The organism is Pseudomonas sp. WJP1, from assembly GCF_028471945.1.
GTDB lineage: Bacteria > Pseudomonadota > Gammaproteobacteria > Pseudomonadales > Pseudomonadaceae > Aquipseudomonas.
Genome location: NZ_CP110128.1, coordinates 2971916 through 2989331, shown reverse-complemented (window position 1 = coordinate 2989331; position 17416 = coordinate 2971916). Strand labels below are relative to the sequence as shown.

Here is a 17416-nt window from a genome sequence, read left to right as displayed (position 1 = left end):
CCTCGCTAGGGCTCGGCATGCCCTCACTCCGGCATTGCTCCGTGGGTCGCCGCGATGGGCCATCGTGGTTAACGGGGCACCCAGATCAAAAACAAAAGCGAGGCGGCCTTAAAGCCGACCTGACTCTTACGGGTGTACCTGATCCCCTGTGGGAGCCAGCCTGCTGGCGATGGACGTCAACGATAACGCGCCCTGTCTGGATGAACGCGTTGTCTGGACGCTCATCGCCAGCAGGCTGGCTCCCACAGTTGGATCGCGGACAGATCTGCAATCAGGTCGGCTGTCAGGCCGCCTCGCTTTCGCATTTGATCTTGATTTGGCTTTTGATTTTCTTGCCCCATCGAGAGGCCGAGTGGAGGTTCTGCGCAGTGGGTAAACCGGCATGGATGCCGGCTTAGCCGCGCTGGGCCAAGGATGGCCCATCGCGGCGACCCACGGAGCAGGACCGGAGCGAGGGCATGCCGAGCCTTAGCGAGGCACCGAACGCCAGGGGCAAGAGCCCTTGGTTACTTGGGGCTCTTCCAAGTGACTCGCCGTAAGGGCGAAACCCTAGGTGGCCGTTACCGCAGGAATGGATATGTACACCTGAAAGACAATCATCGAATGTCAGGACGCCTTCGCCGGCAAGCCGGGCTCCTACAGAGAGCGAAACCCTGGGTGGCTGTAACCGCATTTACACCCAATCCAAAAATGCATCAGCTTCGCTAGGGAACGGACACTTGTACCTGCGGACCAGCCCAGGAAAACCGATACACCGACGACGATTGCGCACGACACTGCCCATTATCCGCATCCACCCCGACAATCGACCAGCGCGCCCGGGAATTCTCCCCAAGTTCCCGCGCAGCCTCAGGCTTAAAGCAGCGAACCAGCACGTCGTCCGGCACCAGGGCGTAATCCAGCGGGTGTTCACGCAGCCATTGCGCGGCTCTTTCGACGGTGGAGTCGAGCATACCGAAGTGCACGATCGGCTGGCGGGCGAACAGCCAGTGCCCTTCGCTCCAGTTGACCAGGACCAGGTCCGCGCCATGGGTCATGCCGTTGGCCTGCGCCATTAGCGCTTGATTGGGGTTGATCCCGTCCCTCACCGGTTCTACAAACCCCCGGGCGAACCACAGCACCAACCAGGTCACGACCAATGCCGGGAACACTCTGCGCAAGCGCGGGCGCGGTCTGAACCAACGCAGCAGCAACCAGGGCACCAGCGGCGCCGCCACCAGCACCAGCCCCGGTAACGCCGGGTAAATGTACAACTTGCGCTTGCCGCTGCTGATACAGAAGAACAGCACCACCAGCGCCACCCAGCCGAGCAACACCAGCACCCGGCCATCGTGTTTTTGCAGCTGGCGGCGCCAGGCCGGCACCAGCCACGGCAACACCAATACCAGCGGCAGCCAGTACTGCGGAATGACGTTGGTGAAGAAGTACCAGAAAGGTTCACGGTGATGCCAGGCGGCGGCATAGCGTCCGGCGGTCTGGCGCAGGAGGATTTCCCGCGCATAGGCGATTTCCTCAGCCGTGCCATTGAGTGCAATGGACAAGGCCAGGGGCAGCAGCCAGATCGCAATCGCCGCCAGCATGCACACAAGCCCGAGCAACCATCTACGCGCCTGGCCCGGCATCGCCACCACCCCCGGCCAATCCTTGCGCACCGCATAGGCATAGGGAATCAGCAGCAACGCCGGCAGAAAGCCCACGCCCTTGGTGATCACGCCGATGCCCATCGCCGCGCATCCCACGTAGAACCAACGCCAGGCGGGGCCGACCATTAGATGTCGCGCCAGCCCGTAAAGGCCCAGGGTGGTGAACAGAATCAGGAAACTGTCGATCTGCCCGGTGCGCAGGATGCTGTAGGTCTGGTAGGTCGCCAGGTACAACAGTGCTGCGATGCGACCGATGCGCTGGCTCCAGAGCCGACGGCCCAGATCGTAGACCATTGCCGTCACCGTTGCCGCCGACAACAGCCCGGGAATGTACAGCGCGATGTTGGGCAGGCCGGTCAGCCAGACGAAGAACGCCACCGTCCACATGAAGATCGGCGGCTTGTCGCCGTAGATCTCCCCGGCCCTATGTGGAATCAGCCACGAGCCGTTGTGCAACATCTCCAGGGCCACGCCCAGGAAGCGCTCTTCATCGACGTTCTGCGCCTGGCGCAAGCCCAGCCCGGCGCCGATCAACAGCAAGGCCAACAGCATCAGGACCAGGCATTCGACCCGGGGCGAGAGGGTTCGGCGCATGGTTCAGTCCTTGAGTTTTCGGCTTTTGGCAATCAGTTGCAGGTTGCGCAGGTACACGATTGAGCCAAACGCCTGCCCGGCGATGAACACCGGGTCCTGGCGGTAAATGGCGTAGGCAAACAGCAAGGTGCTGCCGACGATGCTCAGGTACCAGAAGCTCACCGGGATGACGCTGCGCTTTTTGTATTCGCTGTACAGCCACTGCAAGACGAACCGTCCGGTAAACGCGATTTGTCCGGCAAAACCGATCACCAGCCACAGGGCTTCACGGGTCATGGTCATCCTTCCAGCTCCTGGGCGTGGGTGTTCAGCCGCGTGCGCCTGATCAACCACCAGACACCGACCAGGTCAAGAATGCCCACCAGGGCACGGTCGAGGTTGCCGTACTTGGACACCCCGGCGGTGCGTGCTCGATGGTTGACCGGATAATTGATCATTCGGCCGTTGTGGCGCTGGATCAATGCCGGAATGAATCGATGCATGTGGTCGAAATACGGCAGGCGCAGGAACGCCGCGCGCTCGATCAGCTTCAGGCCGCAGCCGGTGTCCGGCGTGGCGTCCTTGAGCAGGCGCCGGCGCAGGCCGTTGGCGAAACGCGAAGCCCAGCGCTTGCTGGCGGTATCGCGGCGGTTGGTGCGGTGGCCGGCCACCAGTTGCACGTCGCCCCTGCCCCGCTCACTGCGCACCAGCGCCAACATGCCGGGGATGTCCGCCGGATCGTTCTGGCCGTCGCCGTCGAGGGTGGCCAGCCACTGCCCGCGCGCTTCCCGTGCCGCGTGGTAAAGCGAAGTGCTTTGCCCCAGCGAGCGTTGATGATGGAGGATGCGCAAGGTACCCAGGCCGCTGTTCCTGATCTGCCGCAGTTCGTGCAAGGTGGCATCGGTGCTGCCATCGTCGACCACGATGATTTCATACACTTCGTTTGCCAGCGCCTCGCGCACCTCTTCAAGCAACGGCTTGAGATTGTTCGCTTCGTTCCTGGCCGGAATCAGTACCGATACAAATATGTCTTGGCTCATGGAGTCCCCTCGCCCTTTGGTTTTACCGTTATCAGCGGCGAACGATTCAAATCTGATAAAACTGCCGATACCACTGCACAAAAGCCCCGACCCCGGCTTCCACCGACACCTGCGGGCGAAAGTCGACCCACGCCTGCAATGCCGAGACATCGGCCCAGGTCTTGACCACGTCCCCGTCCTGCATCGGCATGAAGTTACGCCGGGCCACGGTGTCCAATGCCGATTCCAGGCACTCGATGAAATCCAGCAGCGCCATGGGTTCACCGCGACCGATGTTGAACAGCTGATGGGTGCCCTCGCCCGGCGGTCGGGTGCGCAGGCGGGCGATGCTTTCAACGATGTCGTCGATGTAGGTGAAGTCCCGCGCCATCTCGCCCTGGTTGTAGACGTCGATGGGCAGGCCCTTGAGGATGGCCTGTGTGAATTTGAACGGTGCCATGTCGGGCCGGCCCCAAGGCCCGTAGACGGTGAAGAAGCGCAGGCCGCTAGCCTTGAGGCCATACAGGTGGCAGTAACTGTGGGCCAGCAGTTCATTGGCACGCTTGGTGGCCGCGTACAACGAAACCGGATGATCAGCCGCATCTTCAACGCGAAACGGCAGGCTGCGGTTGCTGCCGTAGACCGAACTGCTCGAGGCATAGATCAGGTGCCCGGGGCGATGGTGCCGACAGGCTTCCAGCACATTGAGGAAACCCACCAGGTTCGATTGGGCGTAGATATCCGGATGGTCCAGCGAGTAGCGCACGCCGGCCTGGGCGGCCAGATGCACCACCTCGCTGAACCGATACTCGCGGAACAAATCCAGCAATGCCGGTTTGTCGACGATGTCGATTTTCAGGAAGCGAAAACCCGGCAACGACTCTAGCGCCTTCAGCCGCGCCTGCTTGAGCGCTACGTCGTAATAGTCGTTGAGGTTGTCGATCCCGACCACTTCATGACCGTCCTGGCACAGGCGCCTGGCGGTATGAAAGCCGATAAAACCGGCGGCGCCGGTGACCAGAACCGTCACGAGGCGCTCACCGAAAAGGACGCACCTGGCGGTGCCGAATGACTGCTGAAAAACCACGCCTGCTTCATGTACTGTTTCCGCTCATGACATTTCTAACGCGTTGCTCCGTCATGAAGCTTGTAAAACAGAAATGTTGCAGTTTCGCTGGCCTGGATGAATTTCACGGGTTTTCCAGCTAAAAGCGACTACTTCGCATCCCCGCCAAGGGGTTTGTAAAACCTGAACAAGCCGATGTCGGCCGTATGGGTGTACTCCTTGGCCCAGACCGGCTTCACCGTGCGGTCATGGAAATACAGCGCGCCTTTGGTGCGATCCGGCAATTGTTTGTTCAGCGCCTTGCGCGCGATTTCCTTGGCCATCGCGTAAGGCACCTCCTCCTGCACGGAGTCGGAACGGCCGTCGCACCACCAGGAGAACTGGCAACTCTTGGTCTCCGAGCCTTCCTTGACCACCCCACATACGGTATCGGGGAAACCCTCGTGGCCGAGGCGGTTCATGACCACGTTGGCCACCGCTTCCATGTCGGCCGCGTCCTTGCCTTTGGCTTCCCAGTAGATCGAACGGGCGAGACAGGTAATGGCGTCATCCAGCGGCGCCTTGCCCACCGGGTCCACGGCCTGGACCTCAGGCTGGGTAATGGCTTGAGACTTGGACGCCGCCGCGGGGCCGCTGTTTTGTGCGGCCTTATGCTCCAGCACCTCGGCCTTGTCTTCGGCGACTTTCTGTTTTTGTTCCTGGTCGGTTGCGAATGCCGGGACAGCGAGCAGGGTCAGGGCGAGGCAGGTGGCTATCCAGTCGTGGCGCATGATCGGGGACTACTCTGTAGGCAGTATCGCTAGAGTGTAGTAGTGAAATGATTGCACACAGGATGCGACATCCCGGAAAAAGGCATTGCGCTCAAGGGGGGCATTTCGCGCATCATGGGCACAGTCCGCTCAAGGAGGATTTCCATGCATTTCCTGTCATCCACCCTGCGTCTTGCCGGGTTTTCACTGGGACTTCTGTTTGCCGCCACCGCGCTGGCGAGCGATGAGTCGCAACTGATCGAATCGATCAACGTCTACCGCGCCCAGTTGCAGCGTTGCGCCGGCCAGGTGTCATCGGAGCTGCCGCCGCTGTCGGCGGACCCGCGGCTGGTGCTGTCCGCCGCCAGCGTTGGCAACCTGCAGCAGGCCATGGCCACTGCCGGGTATCCGATGAAGAACGTGCAGGCGATCAGCCTGACCGGGCCGCGTGATGCGCCCTCAGCCATGAAGGCGATCCAGGAAAGCTTTTGCCAGATCGTGCTCGACCCGCAATTCGTCGACGTCGGCGTCAGCCGCCAGGACCACGAGTGGCGCATCGTACTGGCCCGACCACTGTTGAGCGCACGCCTGGGCGACTCGCAGGCCGAAGGGCAAAAACTGCTGGCCGAACTCAATGTCGCGCGCAGCCGCCCCCGCCAATGCGGCGCGCAAGCCTTCAACGCCACCACGCCGCTGACCTGGAACGCCACCCTGGCGAGCGCCGCCGAAACCCAGGCGCGCAGCATGGCCAACAACAACTACTTCGATCACAAGGACCGCGACGGCCGCACCCCGGGCGATCGCGCGGAACTGGCGGGCTACGACTTCCAGCAGATTGGCGAAAACATCGCCGCCGGGCAGGACAGCGTGCGCAAGGTGGTCGACGGCTGGCTGGCCAGCCCCGGCCATTGCGCCAACCTGATGAACCCGCAGTTCCGCGATTTGGGCGCGGCGTATGCGGTTGATCCCAAGAGCGATGCGGGGATTTACTGGACGGTGATGTTCGGGGCGCAGTGAGTGACGATAGCCGCAGCGATGCACCCTCGCTGCGCGCTTGAAAATCCGTCATAGACTCCATCGATCACCCGGTCACTCATAGTGATTGGACGTACTGATTCGTTGCTCCTAGCCTGCGCCGCGTCACGCCCATGACCGGCGGTTCAACGCCAGCTCCATCACTGCTCTTGCTCAGGCGCACAACCATGATCGTAAGACCCAAACCCAACTTGATCGGCATCCTGACTTCGCTCAAAGGCTCGATCGCCAAGCGAATCGCCTGGCGCGCCCTGATGGTGACGCTGCTCGCCTCGGCCATCGTGCTCGTGGAGATGGCGCACCCCAGCTATTTTTCCAAGGTCAGCGCGACGCCCTTCACCCTGCTGGGCCTGTCGCTGTCGATCTTCATGAGCTTTCGCAACAACGCCTGTTATGACCGCTGGTACGAAGCGCGCAAGGCCTGGGGCGATATGCTGGTGGAGATTCGCTCCATGGCGCGGGAAACCCAGGTGATCAAGGATGACATCGAGCGCAACAGCCTGCTGCGCAAACTCTGTGGCTTCGCCCACGCGCTCAACGCCAGGCTGCGCCAGGAAAACGAACTGGTGGCCAGTAGCGCCTGGCTCGACCCGCTACCCAAGGACAACGCAGGCGATCTCTGCGGGAGGATCCTGATGCAGGCCGGCCAACAGTGCTCGGCGCTGGCCGAGTCCGGCGTGATCAACGAGTGGCGCCATATGCTGATGGCCAACCACTTGACCCGCCTGACCCAGGTCCAGGCCATCTGCGAGCGGATCAAGAACACGCCGCTGCCCTTCCCCTACACCTTGTTGCTGCACCGCACCATCTACCTGTTCTGCATTTTGCTGCCATTCGCCATGGCCGAACCGTTGGGCTGGCTGACGCCGATCTTTACCGCCATTGTCAGCTATACGTTCTTCGGCCTGGATGCGATTGCCGATGAACTGGAAGACCCGTTCGGTCGCGATGAGAACCAGCTGCCCATCGACGCCCTGGTACGCACCATCGAGCGCGATGTCCTGGCAGCCATGGGTGAGACGTCATTGCCGCCGCCGCTTCTGCCGGTGGATTACGTATTGAGCTGATGGATGTCGGTGGCTGGCTGTTCAAATCACCTGCTCATGGCTAAAGTCGTGGCCCAGAGTGCCTCTGCAAAAGGAATCGCCGTTTGAGCCCTACCCCTGCCGAAGAACGGCAACCCGCAAAGCCTGCTGCAATCAGCCTGCGAGAAGCGTTCCGCTTCTGGCTCAAGCTCGGCTTCATCAGTTTCGGCGGGCCGGCCGGGCAGATTTCGATGATGCACCAGGAGCTGGTCGAGCGCCGGCGCTGGATCTCCGAGCGGCGCTTCCTGCATGCGCTCAACTATTGCATGTTGCTGCCCGGCCCCGAGGCCCAGCAACTGGCGACCTACATCGGCTGGCTGATGCACCGGACCTGGGGCGGCGTGATGGCCGGCGCGCTGTTCGTGCTGCCGTCGCTGTTCATCCTGATTGCCTTGTCCTGGGTGTACATCGCCTTCGGCGAGGTGCCGGTGGTGGCCGGGTTGTTCTACGGGATCAAGCCGGCGGTGACCGCCATCGTGCTGCAGGCGGCGCACCGGATCGGCTCCCGGGCATTGAAGAACGGCTGGATGTGGTGCATCGCCGCCGTGGCATTCGTGGCCATTTTCGCGCTCAACGTGCCCTTTCCCCTGATCGTTCTGGGGGCGGCAATCATCGGCTACTTTGGCGGGCGCCTGGCCCCCGAAAAATTCCGCACCGGTGGCCACGGCGCAGCGCAAAAATCCTTCGGCGCCGCCGTGATCGACGACGACACACCCACACCCGAACATGCCCGTTTCAGCAGCTGGAAACTGCTGCGCCTGGCTCTGATTGGCGCGGTGTTATGGTCGCTGCCGATGGCCACCCTCACCGCCCTGTTCGGCTGGGAAGGCACGCTGACGCAGATGGGCTGGTTCTTTACCAAGGCGGCGCTGCTGACCTTCGGCGGTGCCTACGCGGTGCTGCCGTATGTGTACCAGGGCGCTGTCGGCCACTATGGATGGCTGACGCCGACGCAGATGATCGATGGCCTGGCGCTCGGCGAAACCACACCCGGGCCACTGATCATGGTGGTCGCCTTCGTCGGTTTCATCGGCGGCTACGTGCATCAGGTGTTCGGTCCCGACCAGGCGTTCGTTGCCGGTGCCGTCGCCGCCATGCTGGTGACCTGGTTCACCTTCCTGCCTTCGTTCCTGTTCATTCTCGCCGGTGGTCCGCTGGTGGAATCGACGCACAACGAACTCAAGTTCACCGCGCCGCTGACAGCGATTACCGCCGCAGTCGTCGGCGTGATTGTCAATCTGGCGTGTTTCTTTGCCTATCACGTGCTGTGGCCTGACGGCTTCGCCGGTCGACTGGACTGGCCTTCACTGCTGATCGCCATCGCGGCGGCCATTGCCCTGCTGCGGTTCAAGCGCGGGGTGATCGAAGTGTTGTGCGGTTGTGGGCTGATCGGGTTGGCCGTGCACCTGCTGCGCTGAAAACAGTCGTTTACAGGCTGCACTTTCACCCCTAGTATCCAGTCACGGCGGATAACCTGTTATCCGCCACCGACGATTTCCCCTGCTGGAAACTTGAGTCATGAGCACCACACCGTCAGAGCACCACTTGCTGGATGTCTCATTCCTGACCCCCTCTGTAGGGGTCGTGGACGGCATTGCCTCATGAAGCGCATCGTCAACCTGCCCATGGCCCTGCGCCGCTCCAAACTGCGTCACTCCGCACGCCCGCCGGATAGCACCCCGCTCGCCTGATCGCGTCCACGACGCGTAGAGCCCCCCTCCCTTTTCGCTATCGCTGCCAGAGCGCCGCGGGTCTTTATCCGTCGTCGCGTTTTGGCCTGAATCCGTGCGTCCGCGGGACGCCAACGTGAGTGATGAACAATGAAATTCGCAGCCCTTGAAGACGCCCAACGCTTTTTGGCGAACAACCCCGATATCGACATGATCGAGCTGTTCATTCTCGATGCCAACGGCGTGCCGCGCGGCAAGCTGCTGCACCGCGAGGAACTGCTGGCGGTTTATGAAAGCGGCCGCCCGCTGCCCAGCACCATCCTCGGCCTGACCTTGCAGGGCGATGACGTCGAGAACTCCGGGTTGGTCTGGGATGTGGGCGACATTGACTGCCGCGCCTATCCGCTCGAAGGCAGCCTGGTGCGTTTGCCGTGGCGGCAGATTCCGACGGCGGCGGTGCAAGTCAGCATGCACCCGCAAGAAGGCCTGCCGGCGAGCATCGCTGACCCACGGCACCTGCTGATCAAGGTCATCGAACGCCTGCAGGCCGAGGGTTACCACCCGGTGATGGCGTGCGAGCTGGAGTTCTATTTGCTGGACGCCAGGCGCGACCACAACGGTCGCCCGCAACCGGCGCTGGACGCTGACGGCGGTCGACCGCGACACACCCAAGTCTATGGCCTGCGTGAGCTGGAGCAGATCGAACCCTTCCTCGCCGACCTCTATGCCGCGTGCAAACTCCATGGCATTCCGGCGCGCACGGCGATTTCCGAATACGCCCCGGGGCAAGTGGAAATCACCCTGGAACACGGCGATGCCTTGCAGGCGATGGATCAGGCCGTGCGTTACAAGCGCCTGGTCAAGGCCGTGGCCCACAAGCACGGAATGCAGGCGACGTTCATGGCCAAACCCTTCGATCATCTGGCCGGCACCGGCATGCACATGCACGTCAGCATCGCCGATGCCGAAGGGCGCAACCTGTTCGCGTCCGAGGATCCGGCCGGCACCCCGCTGCTGCGCACCGCCATCGGCGGCATGCTGGCCTCGCTGCTCGATTCGCTGTTGCTGTTCTGCCCCAATGCCAACTCCTACCGGCGTTTCCAGGCCAACAGCTACGCGCCGCTGGCCCCGACCTGGGGCGTCGACAACCGCACCGTCAGCCTGCGGGTTCCCGGTGGCCCGGCCAACAGTCGCCACATCGAACATCGCATCTGCGGCGCCGACGCCAACCCGTACCTGGCAGCGGCGGCAATCCTGGCCGGCATCCATCGCGGCATCAGCGAGCACCTCGACCCGGGCGAACCGGTGCAAGGCAACGGCTACGCGCAGGCCACGCAACTGCTGCCGACCGACTGGCTGACGTCACTGACGGCGCTGGAAAATTCGGCGTGGGCGCGGGATGCATTGGGACAGGAATTTCTGGGGGTGTACCTGGCGGTCAAACGTGCCGAGTACCGGCAGTTCATGGCTGAAGTGGGTGAGCAGGATTGGCGTTGGTATCTGACTGAGGCGTAACTCGCCCATTCATGCACCGCAAAAACCTGTGGGAGCGGGCTTGCCCGCGAAGAGGCCGTGTCAGTCAGCATCTCTGCTAAATGACACACCGCTTTCGCGGGCAAGCCCGCTCCCACAGGGATCTTCTCTGCCTTCCCTGCCAGGACTTACCCATGACCCAACGCACCAATTCCTACTACACCGCCACCCTCAACCACGAAACCGACTACCCAACCCTGCAAGGCCAGCACCGCGTCGACGTGGTGATCATCGGCGGCGGTTTCACCGGCGTCGCCACCGCGGTCGAACTGACGGAAAAAGGCCTGAAGGTCGCCATCGTCGAAAGCCACAAGATCGGCTGGGGCGCCACCGGGCGCAATGGCGGCCAGGTATTATCCGCCCGAAGAACCTTTTGTTGACTATTTATATATTCTTCAGTGTAAACGGGGAAAATTGGGTTGTCCGGTCAACAAAGTGAGGAAAACCGTGAAGTCAACATGGACTTTATACGTAACATACAACGTGTTGACTACTATATAAATTTAGCCGAAGCACGAATCACCCGTTGATTCATCTAAATTCCTGTGCATAATTGATCCTAATGGCAGCCCCGGCGTAGGTCTGCCTGGTCCATCAGCTAGTTCAACTTGAAACACTAAAGCCCTAAGAAATTTGGCAGTGTGCGAGTGATCAGCGTTGACTTTGATGTTTACTTTATCAAGGAATCGTTGATATGCGCCGGGCACCTGCTATTTGTGAAAACTATCAATCTAACATCCCACCAAATCAGATTGAAGCTACTGCGTCAGTAATCGCTGACGGGTATCTTTTCCTCAAGTTAAAAAATAATTCAAAGACACCAACCGCCCCTTCATTACTTCCTGTGAAGGAGTCGGCATGAAAGTATTTGAATTCAAAAGTTCAAGCGGTAATCCCACAGCACTGATTTTTAACAATGACAAGCCTGTGTTTTGGGCAAACTATTGGCTTATCAATCAACACCCCACAACTCGACCAAAGTCATTAATTACGTATAGTTACGATCTGTGCCTAGTCATACTGTTTTTTTATTATAAAAAAATTGACTATATAAGAAGATTTTCAAACGGAAGCTTTCTCACCAATGGAGAGCTTACAAAATTACGCACTCATCTTACGGAAACAAAATCAACCCTCGAAAACCGAATCGCGGGAATAGGCATTATAAATCCGAAAAAAGTATCCAACTCCACTTATGACAGGAGATGCGGTATAGCAAAAAAATTTCTAGAATATATCGCTGAAGAATTAATACTCGGCACAAACAAGGATAAAAGAAAATCCCTTAGCGACTTCAGAGACAGACTCAAAAATCAACTTAGAAGCTACAACTCCGACAATGAAAATATTGTTCAACCTTGGACAAATGAAGACTATATAAAAATGGATTTAACAATAAAGTCAAACTCAAAAAACAGAGAAAAATTCCTAGTACATAGGGATCTAGTTGTATTTCATCTTCTGCGTGAATCGGGCATCAGGAACAGTGAGTTACTCGGTATAAGAGTGGACGGATTTCAACGAACAAATCGAGGATATGTAACTACAAAAATTGAAGCGAGTACTGACATGAACCTGGACCCTAGAACGTCGCCCGCTACCGTGAAGACATTTAACAGAGAGCTGAAAATTTCGGACTCATTATGGGGACTTATCGAAAGATATATTATCGAAAGAAAAAAAATAAAAGCGAGTATCAAACACCCATTCTTAATCATCGGTATTTCTGGGCAACCGCTATCAAACGATGCTGTAGGTAAGATTTTCAAAACACTGAGCGAGCAAATCGAATTAAAAATCACTCCTCATAGCCTACGACACTCTTGGTCATGCAACTTTATTTTTAACGAATATGAAAAAGCATCTTTTGTGACTGGAAGAGAAAAAGAGAGAATCATCTCCAACGCATTAAGCGTTCTTCGAGTTCAGATGGGATGGAGTTTGAAGTCTTCAATGCCAGAATACTATGCAAAATATGCTTTTCAAAAAATCGGAAATGAACGATTGTTATCAGAAGACCGATCTCTCCACAACAAACTTAGCAAGGACGTTAGTTATGGCGCACAGTCAAACGACTAAAAAAAAATTAAACCAGCCATTTGAAGAAATAACTGTATACCATCAAAAGACAAAACTTGATGTTATTGTAGGATCAAAACTAACAATTAAACATGAGACCTTGAGTGGCCAGTGCGCGATAGATTTCAAGCAGATGCAGAACTATCTAGGCGACGACATCATAGAGTCATTTCGCCATGAACTTTGCTCACGCATAGCAGAATGCTACGCACTATCTTCCATTCAGACATTCTGCAGGAAACTCAAAGAGCTTTGTAAGCTGCTTAGTGAAGCCACCCTCAGCCAAGGACGCACAATACATAAGATAAGTGAAAGTAAAGAGTTATGGTCCTCTTTCATAAACTGGTTAAAGCGCAACCCTAATATGAAAGCCTTTATAGTTGCATGCAACGGAGACAAAGAAGTTCTATGGTGCGATGAGTATAATTTAGCAGTTGATATAATCCGTACATCGTCAAGAAAAAACGGGAGCGCCATAAGCTCGGCCGACCCTGTAAATGGAGCACTGACCGAAACCGAGGTAAGAGATGTAACCTTCGCTATCTGCAAAGGTTACGAAAATGGTCTGCTGGAAATTGAACACTTAGCCGTTTTCTTTTTGGCTCTGGTACTCGGATATAGGCAAAGCCAAATTCTCAATATAAAGCTAAATGACTTAACTTACAGTGAACCCCAGAAAAACTGGACACTAAAAATTGAAATAATCAAGCAGAAAAGAAAAAACAAACCTGTCTACATCAATGTCAGACTTCCACCGCTGGTGAACACCCTGCTCGATTATATGGTACCTATTTGCATTAGCAGGAATAGAACTTATTTAATCCATAATTCCTCTGGGGTAGCTGGGCTTACGATTACCGAAGAGGAAATAAAAAAACTGCCCAATACTCGTTGCAATGCTGTTCCCTAATGACAAGACTTAAGAATGTCATTTATGAAATGGGTGTTAGAAGTAGCAGAGTTACTGGAGGAAGAGTAAATATAAATTTCATTAGATTCAAACACACTTTGCTAACACGCGCAGCCGTAAATGGAGCAAGCGCACATGAACTTATGTACTTAGGTTTGCACAATAATCTTTCCTCGGCAAACTCTTATATCGATTCTATACCTGAAGCACAAGCCAGGATCAAAGAGGAATTAGGACCGGCACTTACCTCCATTGCGAAATTATTTCTAGGTACACCTTATGAAGGTGGATATGAAAAAGCCGTTTTGGAAATGCCCAACTCCATACAACGCCATTATGGAATTGCACAAGCAAAGCCAATTGGCGTTTGCGGGACCATGGCAAACTGTACAGATCATGCACCAATTGCATGCCTGCTTTGCTCGAAATTTGAACCATTTCGAGACGCACCGTTTGGCGAATATAAAGAGTATCTAATCAGCGAATACGAAAACCAACCTGACATTAAAATTAAAAATACGGTATTGGAATATGTAGAGGCATGCGACATGTGGATCTCAAAATTGAGTGTCAACCAAGAGCGCGCCTCATGAGCAAAAACACACCTCAGCTAAACTTCGACTCATTCAAGGAAGTATTTATACCGCTATTCCAAGACCAAATAATGAGCGGAAAAAATATAAATCTAGCATTGAAATACAAACTCCCGAACAACATGATGCTCAAAGGCGACCCATGTGATTTTGCCCATGCGCTACCTCCCACTTATAAAAAAGAAAGTGGCATATTCAAACTCGTCTGCGCAGACGAGGACTGGATTGTCACGCTTAAACTATTTCATCTTATCCGCTCACTGGAAGAAAAAAAGAAATCTCGAGATATTGCCACTGGATTCTATTTTCTTATTGATTCTCTACCTTCATTTAAAAAACCATGGGAAATTACCAACTCAGACTTTCTACGCGCCTCAAATAAAAACAACCTCTCACTGGGAGTAAAGTTTCGCACGGGAGCCGGACTTGCCAACATAGGTAAAACCTATAAGAAATATAATTTATCCCCAGAGAATATAAAATACACTGAGAATCCTCATATTAGGCCACCCCGCTCAACAAAAACACTCTTGCCAGATCTCGAGGCATGCAAAATGCTGACTGAATCATTTAGGCTTCCTCAGAATGGTTTTGAAACAATAGTCTCATCAGCGTTCGCACTATTGAACTATGCGCCGTCTAGATCCTCTGAAATAGTGACGTTGAATCTTGACTGTATTACGTCTCTGGACGGATTTGGTTTATGCTTTCCTATGCCAGCCAAAAACGGTAAGTCCGTCGTAAAGAGGCCACCTTGTGCCGAGTTTGAAGAGGTTATCGGGGAAGCAGTCCAGAAGCTTATCAAATTTGGCCAATCCGCAAGAGACGCAGCAGCCTGGTACAAAGAGAACAACGTCATTTACATCCCGAAAGGCCTCGAGCATTTAAGAGACCGGAAAACATATAATGTTCAAGAGGCATTAGCCTTAATCGGCTATGAGCGAAGCGATGGAGTGTATTCTCAAAAACTATATGCGAACAGAAACAATTCATTACCTGCCGCAATTTTACCTCCTGGACTAGGCAGGTTGTTTCAGTCAGATTCTTCCAACTATTACCGCCACAATGAAAAAATTTTACTGAAGGACGCGGCTTTCATCAGCGCGACTAACCTTTATGGGTGGGTTATCAAAAATCTGTCATCTACCTTCCCTTTCGTAGATGGCGTTTCCAATGTTGAATTCAAGGATTGCTTATTTGTATATCCATACTCCTCTAAAACTCCCAACTTCAAAATTTATTGGCAGTGCCATTACGTACCTTGTTTTTTTTCGACAAACAAGCTCCAATCGTGGTTTGGTAGATTGTTTTTCCGAGGCCGCGAGCGTGAAGACCTCTCCTTAGGCACACATGCTATGCGTCATTTTCTTAATACGTTGGCGCAGAGCAAGCACATAGACCAGCGATTGATTGCAATGTGGTCCGGTAGAAGCTCAGTGGAACAAAATGACGATTATGATCATCGTACTCCTTTGGAAAAAATTGATCTCATTGATGAAAATGCGATTGGGGCAGGATTTGAGTTCGGCGGTTTTTTAGATGATTTATACGAGCAGGAACACAAACAAACTGGGGTATCAACCGAGCAATTTTTCAAAATAATAATTGGTTCGCTTCACGTAACAGAACTTGGCCTATGCCGACACAACTACAATTCAGGTCCGTGTCCCAATGTCTTTCAATGCATTGACTGTTCTGAACATTGCTTTAAAAGAGGGGACGACAAATCATTATTAGCAGCACATAGAATGGTAGAGAAACTACAACCCGTAATAGCTGCCGCTCAAATTGCAGTAGACAAAGGAGAACCCGGCGCGGAAAAATTCCTTAATTCACATAAAAACAAAATATCAAGATACAAAAAGCAAATAGAAATTTGCTCGGACAGTTCGATTCCCGCCAACGCATTATGCGCGCTAGCACCAGACACTCCAACAGACAACATAGTTTCAAAGGCGATTATTTCTCGCACTCTAAACTCAGATCAAGTTAAAAAACAGGCTTACAAGCATGGTAGAATTCTAATTCGCAGCATTGACAACAACATTTTAGAAGAATTTGAATCACTAATGAATTCGTGGACTGTAGATAATGGACTTCCCACCTGGGAGAATGTTTGCAGTAGCTTCAAGGCTAAATATAACACTTTGATTCGACATGAAGCCATCTTGAATAACGATTCCATGCAGCGGGCTTATGAGGGGCTTGGCAATCGAATGCTAAGTACGAATCTAATTAAGAGAGACTCATCCTTGAGATGGTACTGGAACAATGAATACATAGCTTCACAAATATTGGAAACCTGGAACTTTAAACTTTACGGCTGCCCTACACTTCCAAAAGTAGTAACACAAATTAAAACAAATTTTTCATATGCAAAAATAACTCTCGCTGCGCTTGAGAAAAATTCTGAAATTCGCAACAAACTTTTAGAAAAACGGAAACATTTGCACGACATTGGTTTGATATTCATCTCTACTTATGGAGCCTTAGTTTGCGAGAGAAAATCAGCACTACCAGATGGTAACCATCAAAACATTTATGAATGCTTCTCTCAATTCGCTAGAGAATGGAGAACTGAAGATGGGCTTCCTACCGTGGAATCTGTTTTAACAAAATTTGCAAAAAAAACAGGGTTCACATTCAATAAAAGATACATTTTTTCAGACAATACGCTACTAGAAATTTTTAATCATATCAGAGAGAAGAGCGCAAATTCTGGACTAATAAAATTCAACGGTGCAAACAAACCACTTTGGAACATAGACCGACTGATACTATCTTGCTGCACAAATGAAGACGGGGTCGAAATCGATTGCGACACATCTAAAATATACGAGAGTATTTTAACACGGTACCCATTCATAAAAATTTGTTACAGCGCTGTTTTAAAAGCACAGAAAGCTCTCCAAAACAGGAATTGCAAATGAAGCGCAGAAGAATAACAGACGAGGACACTACGGCTTTTATTGAAATCCTCAGAAACTGGGATGTCGAAAAAGAAGGTGATCTGAGCTGGAATAGCTTCATAAAAAAAATTCAAAGCATTACAGGTTATTTATATGAAAGAACATCATTATATAAAACGAAGAACGGAACAATCCATAAGGAATTTGAGATTGCCAAAAATCACATAAAGTCAGGACCTAAAACAAAGGGTGAAACCATGTCAAGGCAAAGCTTACTAGTGGCATACACCAATCTGAGGCAGGAGGCAGATAAACTTCGCGCGCAGAATCTAGGCTTACTTCAGTTGCATACCGAATATCTGAAAATTCTATATGAAAATGATATAATCCCTCACTTCTCTTAAAGCGCAAAATAGACTTAAAGGATCATTTTTCAGACGTCTAATCGTGGATGTGGCACGGAGCTTTCTAGCTATTCTATAAAACACCTGTCACCGATGCTGTAGGGACTTCATTCACGGCAGATAACAATTCTAGTATCTGCCCTAGCCT

The 17416-nt window shown here is 53.7% G+C and carries 14 protein-coding genes and 1 pseudogene; 10 read left to right on the top strand and 5 right to left on the bottom strand.

Annotated elements, in window-relative coordinates; all coding sequences use genetic code 11:
* Nucleotides 1-704: 704 nt before the first annotated feature.
* The 5 genes from OH720_RS13630 to OH720_RS13610 all read right to left on the bottom strand — a co-directional run bounded on the left by OH720_RS13630 (nucleotide 705) and on the right by OH720_RS13610 (nucleotide 5071).
* On the bottom strand, nucleotides 705-2237 hold the full coding sequence (locus OH720_RS13630) for an ArnT family glycosyltransferase (RefSeq protein ID WP_272606036.1): 1533 nt from the start codon (nucleotides 2235-2237) through the stop codon (nucleotides 705-707).
* Nucleotides 2238-2240: 3 nt separating this feature from the next.
* Nucleotides 2241-2519 (bottom strand): lipid-A-disaccharide synthase N-terminal domain-containing protein, encoded by a 279-nt coding sequence (locus OH720_RS13625; protein ID WP_272606035.1) that lies wholly within the window; start codon nucleotides 2517-2519, stop codon nucleotides 2241-2243.
* Nucleotides 2516-3256: a glycosyltransferase family 2 protein gene (locus OH720_RS13620; protein WP_272606034.1), complete on the bottom strand. Its 741-nt coding sequence runs from the start codon at nucleotides 3254-3256 to the stop codon at nucleotides 2516-2518. The genes OH720_RS13625 and OH720_RS13620 overlap by 4 nt, the downstream gene beginning before the upstream one ends.
* 46 nt (nucleotides 3257-3302) lie before the next feature.
* Complete coding sequence (locus tag OH720_RS13615) at nucleotides 3303-4265, bottom strand: SDR family NAD(P)-dependent oxidoreductase (RefSeq protein ID WP_272606033.1); 963 nt, start codon at nucleotides 4263-4265, stop codon at nucleotides 3303-3305.
* 185 nt (nucleotides 4266-4450) lie between these two features.
* On the bottom strand, nucleotides 4451-5071 hold the full coding sequence (locus OH720_RS13610) for a cell wall hydrolase (protein WP_272606032.1): 621 nt from the start codon (nucleotides 5069-5071) through the stop codon (nucleotides 4451-4453).
* Nucleotides 5072-5215: 144 nt separating this feature from the next.
* On the opposite strand from OH720_RS13610, the gene OH720_RS13605 reads away from it, so the two are divergent.
* From OH720_RS13605 to OH720_RS13555, 10 genes and pseudogenes are all read left to right on the top strand, one after another.
* Entirely contained in the window at nucleotides 5216-6067 is an 852-nt protein-coding gene (locus OH720_RS13605) for a CAP domain-containing protein (protein WP_272606031.1), read from the top strand.
* A 185-nt stretch (nucleotides 6068-6252) separates the two neighbouring features.
* The gene (locus OH720_RS13600; RefSeq protein WP_272606030.1) at nucleotides 6253-7152 is read left to right on the top strand and encodes a bestrophin family protein; all 900 of its coding nucleotides are present in this window, start codon (nucleotides 6253-6255) and stop codon (nucleotides 7150-7152) included.
* A gap of 83 nt (nucleotides 7153-7235) precedes the next feature.
* The gene (gene chrA, locus OH720_RS13595; RefSeq protein WP_272606029.1) at nucleotides 7236-8588 is read left to right on the top strand and encodes a chromate efflux transporter; all 1353 of its coding nucleotides are present in this window, start codon (nucleotides 7236-7238) and stop codon (nucleotides 8586-8588) included.
* Between the two features lie 402 nt (nucleotides 8589-8990).
* The gene (locus tag OH720_RS13590; protein ID WP_272606028.1) at nucleotides 8991-10355 is read left to right on the top strand and encodes a glutamine synthetase family protein; all 1365 of its coding nucleotides are present in this window, start codon (nucleotides 8991-8993) and stop codon (nucleotides 10353-10355) included.
* 152 nt (nucleotides 10356-10507) lie between these two features.
* Nucleotides 10508-10726: pseudogene (locus OH720_RS13580) on the top strand (NAD(P)/FAD-dependent oxidoreductase); the annotation flags it as partial.
* A gap of 505 nt (nucleotides 10727-11231) precedes the next feature.
* Nucleotides 11232-12452 carry a site-specific integrase gene (locus tag OH720_RS13575; protein ID WP_272606027.1) on the top strand — a complete coding sequence of 407 codons (1221 nt, stop codon included), beginning with the start codon at nucleotides 11232-11234 and terminating at the stop codon, nucleotides 12450-12452.
* On the top strand, nucleotides 12430-13362 hold the full coding sequence (locus OH720_RS13570) for a hypothetical protein (protein ID WP_272606026.1): 933 nt from the start codon (nucleotides 12430-12432) through the stop codon (nucleotides 13360-13362). Before OH720_RS13575 ends, OH720_RS13570 begins: the two co-directional genes overlap by 23 nt.
* Nucleotides 13362-13955 carry a hypothetical protein gene (locus OH720_RS13565; protein ID WP_272606025.1) on the top strand — a complete coding sequence of 198 codons (594 nt, stop codon included), beginning with the start codon at nucleotides 13362-13364 and terminating at the stop codon, nucleotides 13953-13955. Before OH720_RS13570 ends, OH720_RS13565 begins: the two co-directional genes overlap by 1 nt.
* Nucleotides 13952-16885 carry a hypothetical protein gene (locus OH720_RS13560; protein ID WP_272606024.1) on the top strand — a complete coding sequence of 978 codons (2934 nt, stop codon included), beginning with the start codon at nucleotides 13952-13954 and terminating at the stop codon, nucleotides 16883-16885. The genes OH720_RS13565 and OH720_RS13560 overlap by 4 nt, the downstream gene beginning before the upstream one ends.
* On the top strand, nucleotides 16882-17268 hold the full coding sequence (locus OH720_RS13555; protein WP_272606023.1) for a hypothetical protein: 387 nt from the start codon (nucleotides 16882-16884) through the stop codon (nucleotides 17266-17268). Before OH720_RS13560 ends, OH720_RS13555 begins: the two co-directional genes overlap by 4 nt.
* The last annotated feature ends 148 nt before the right edge of the window (nucleotides 17269-17416 follow it).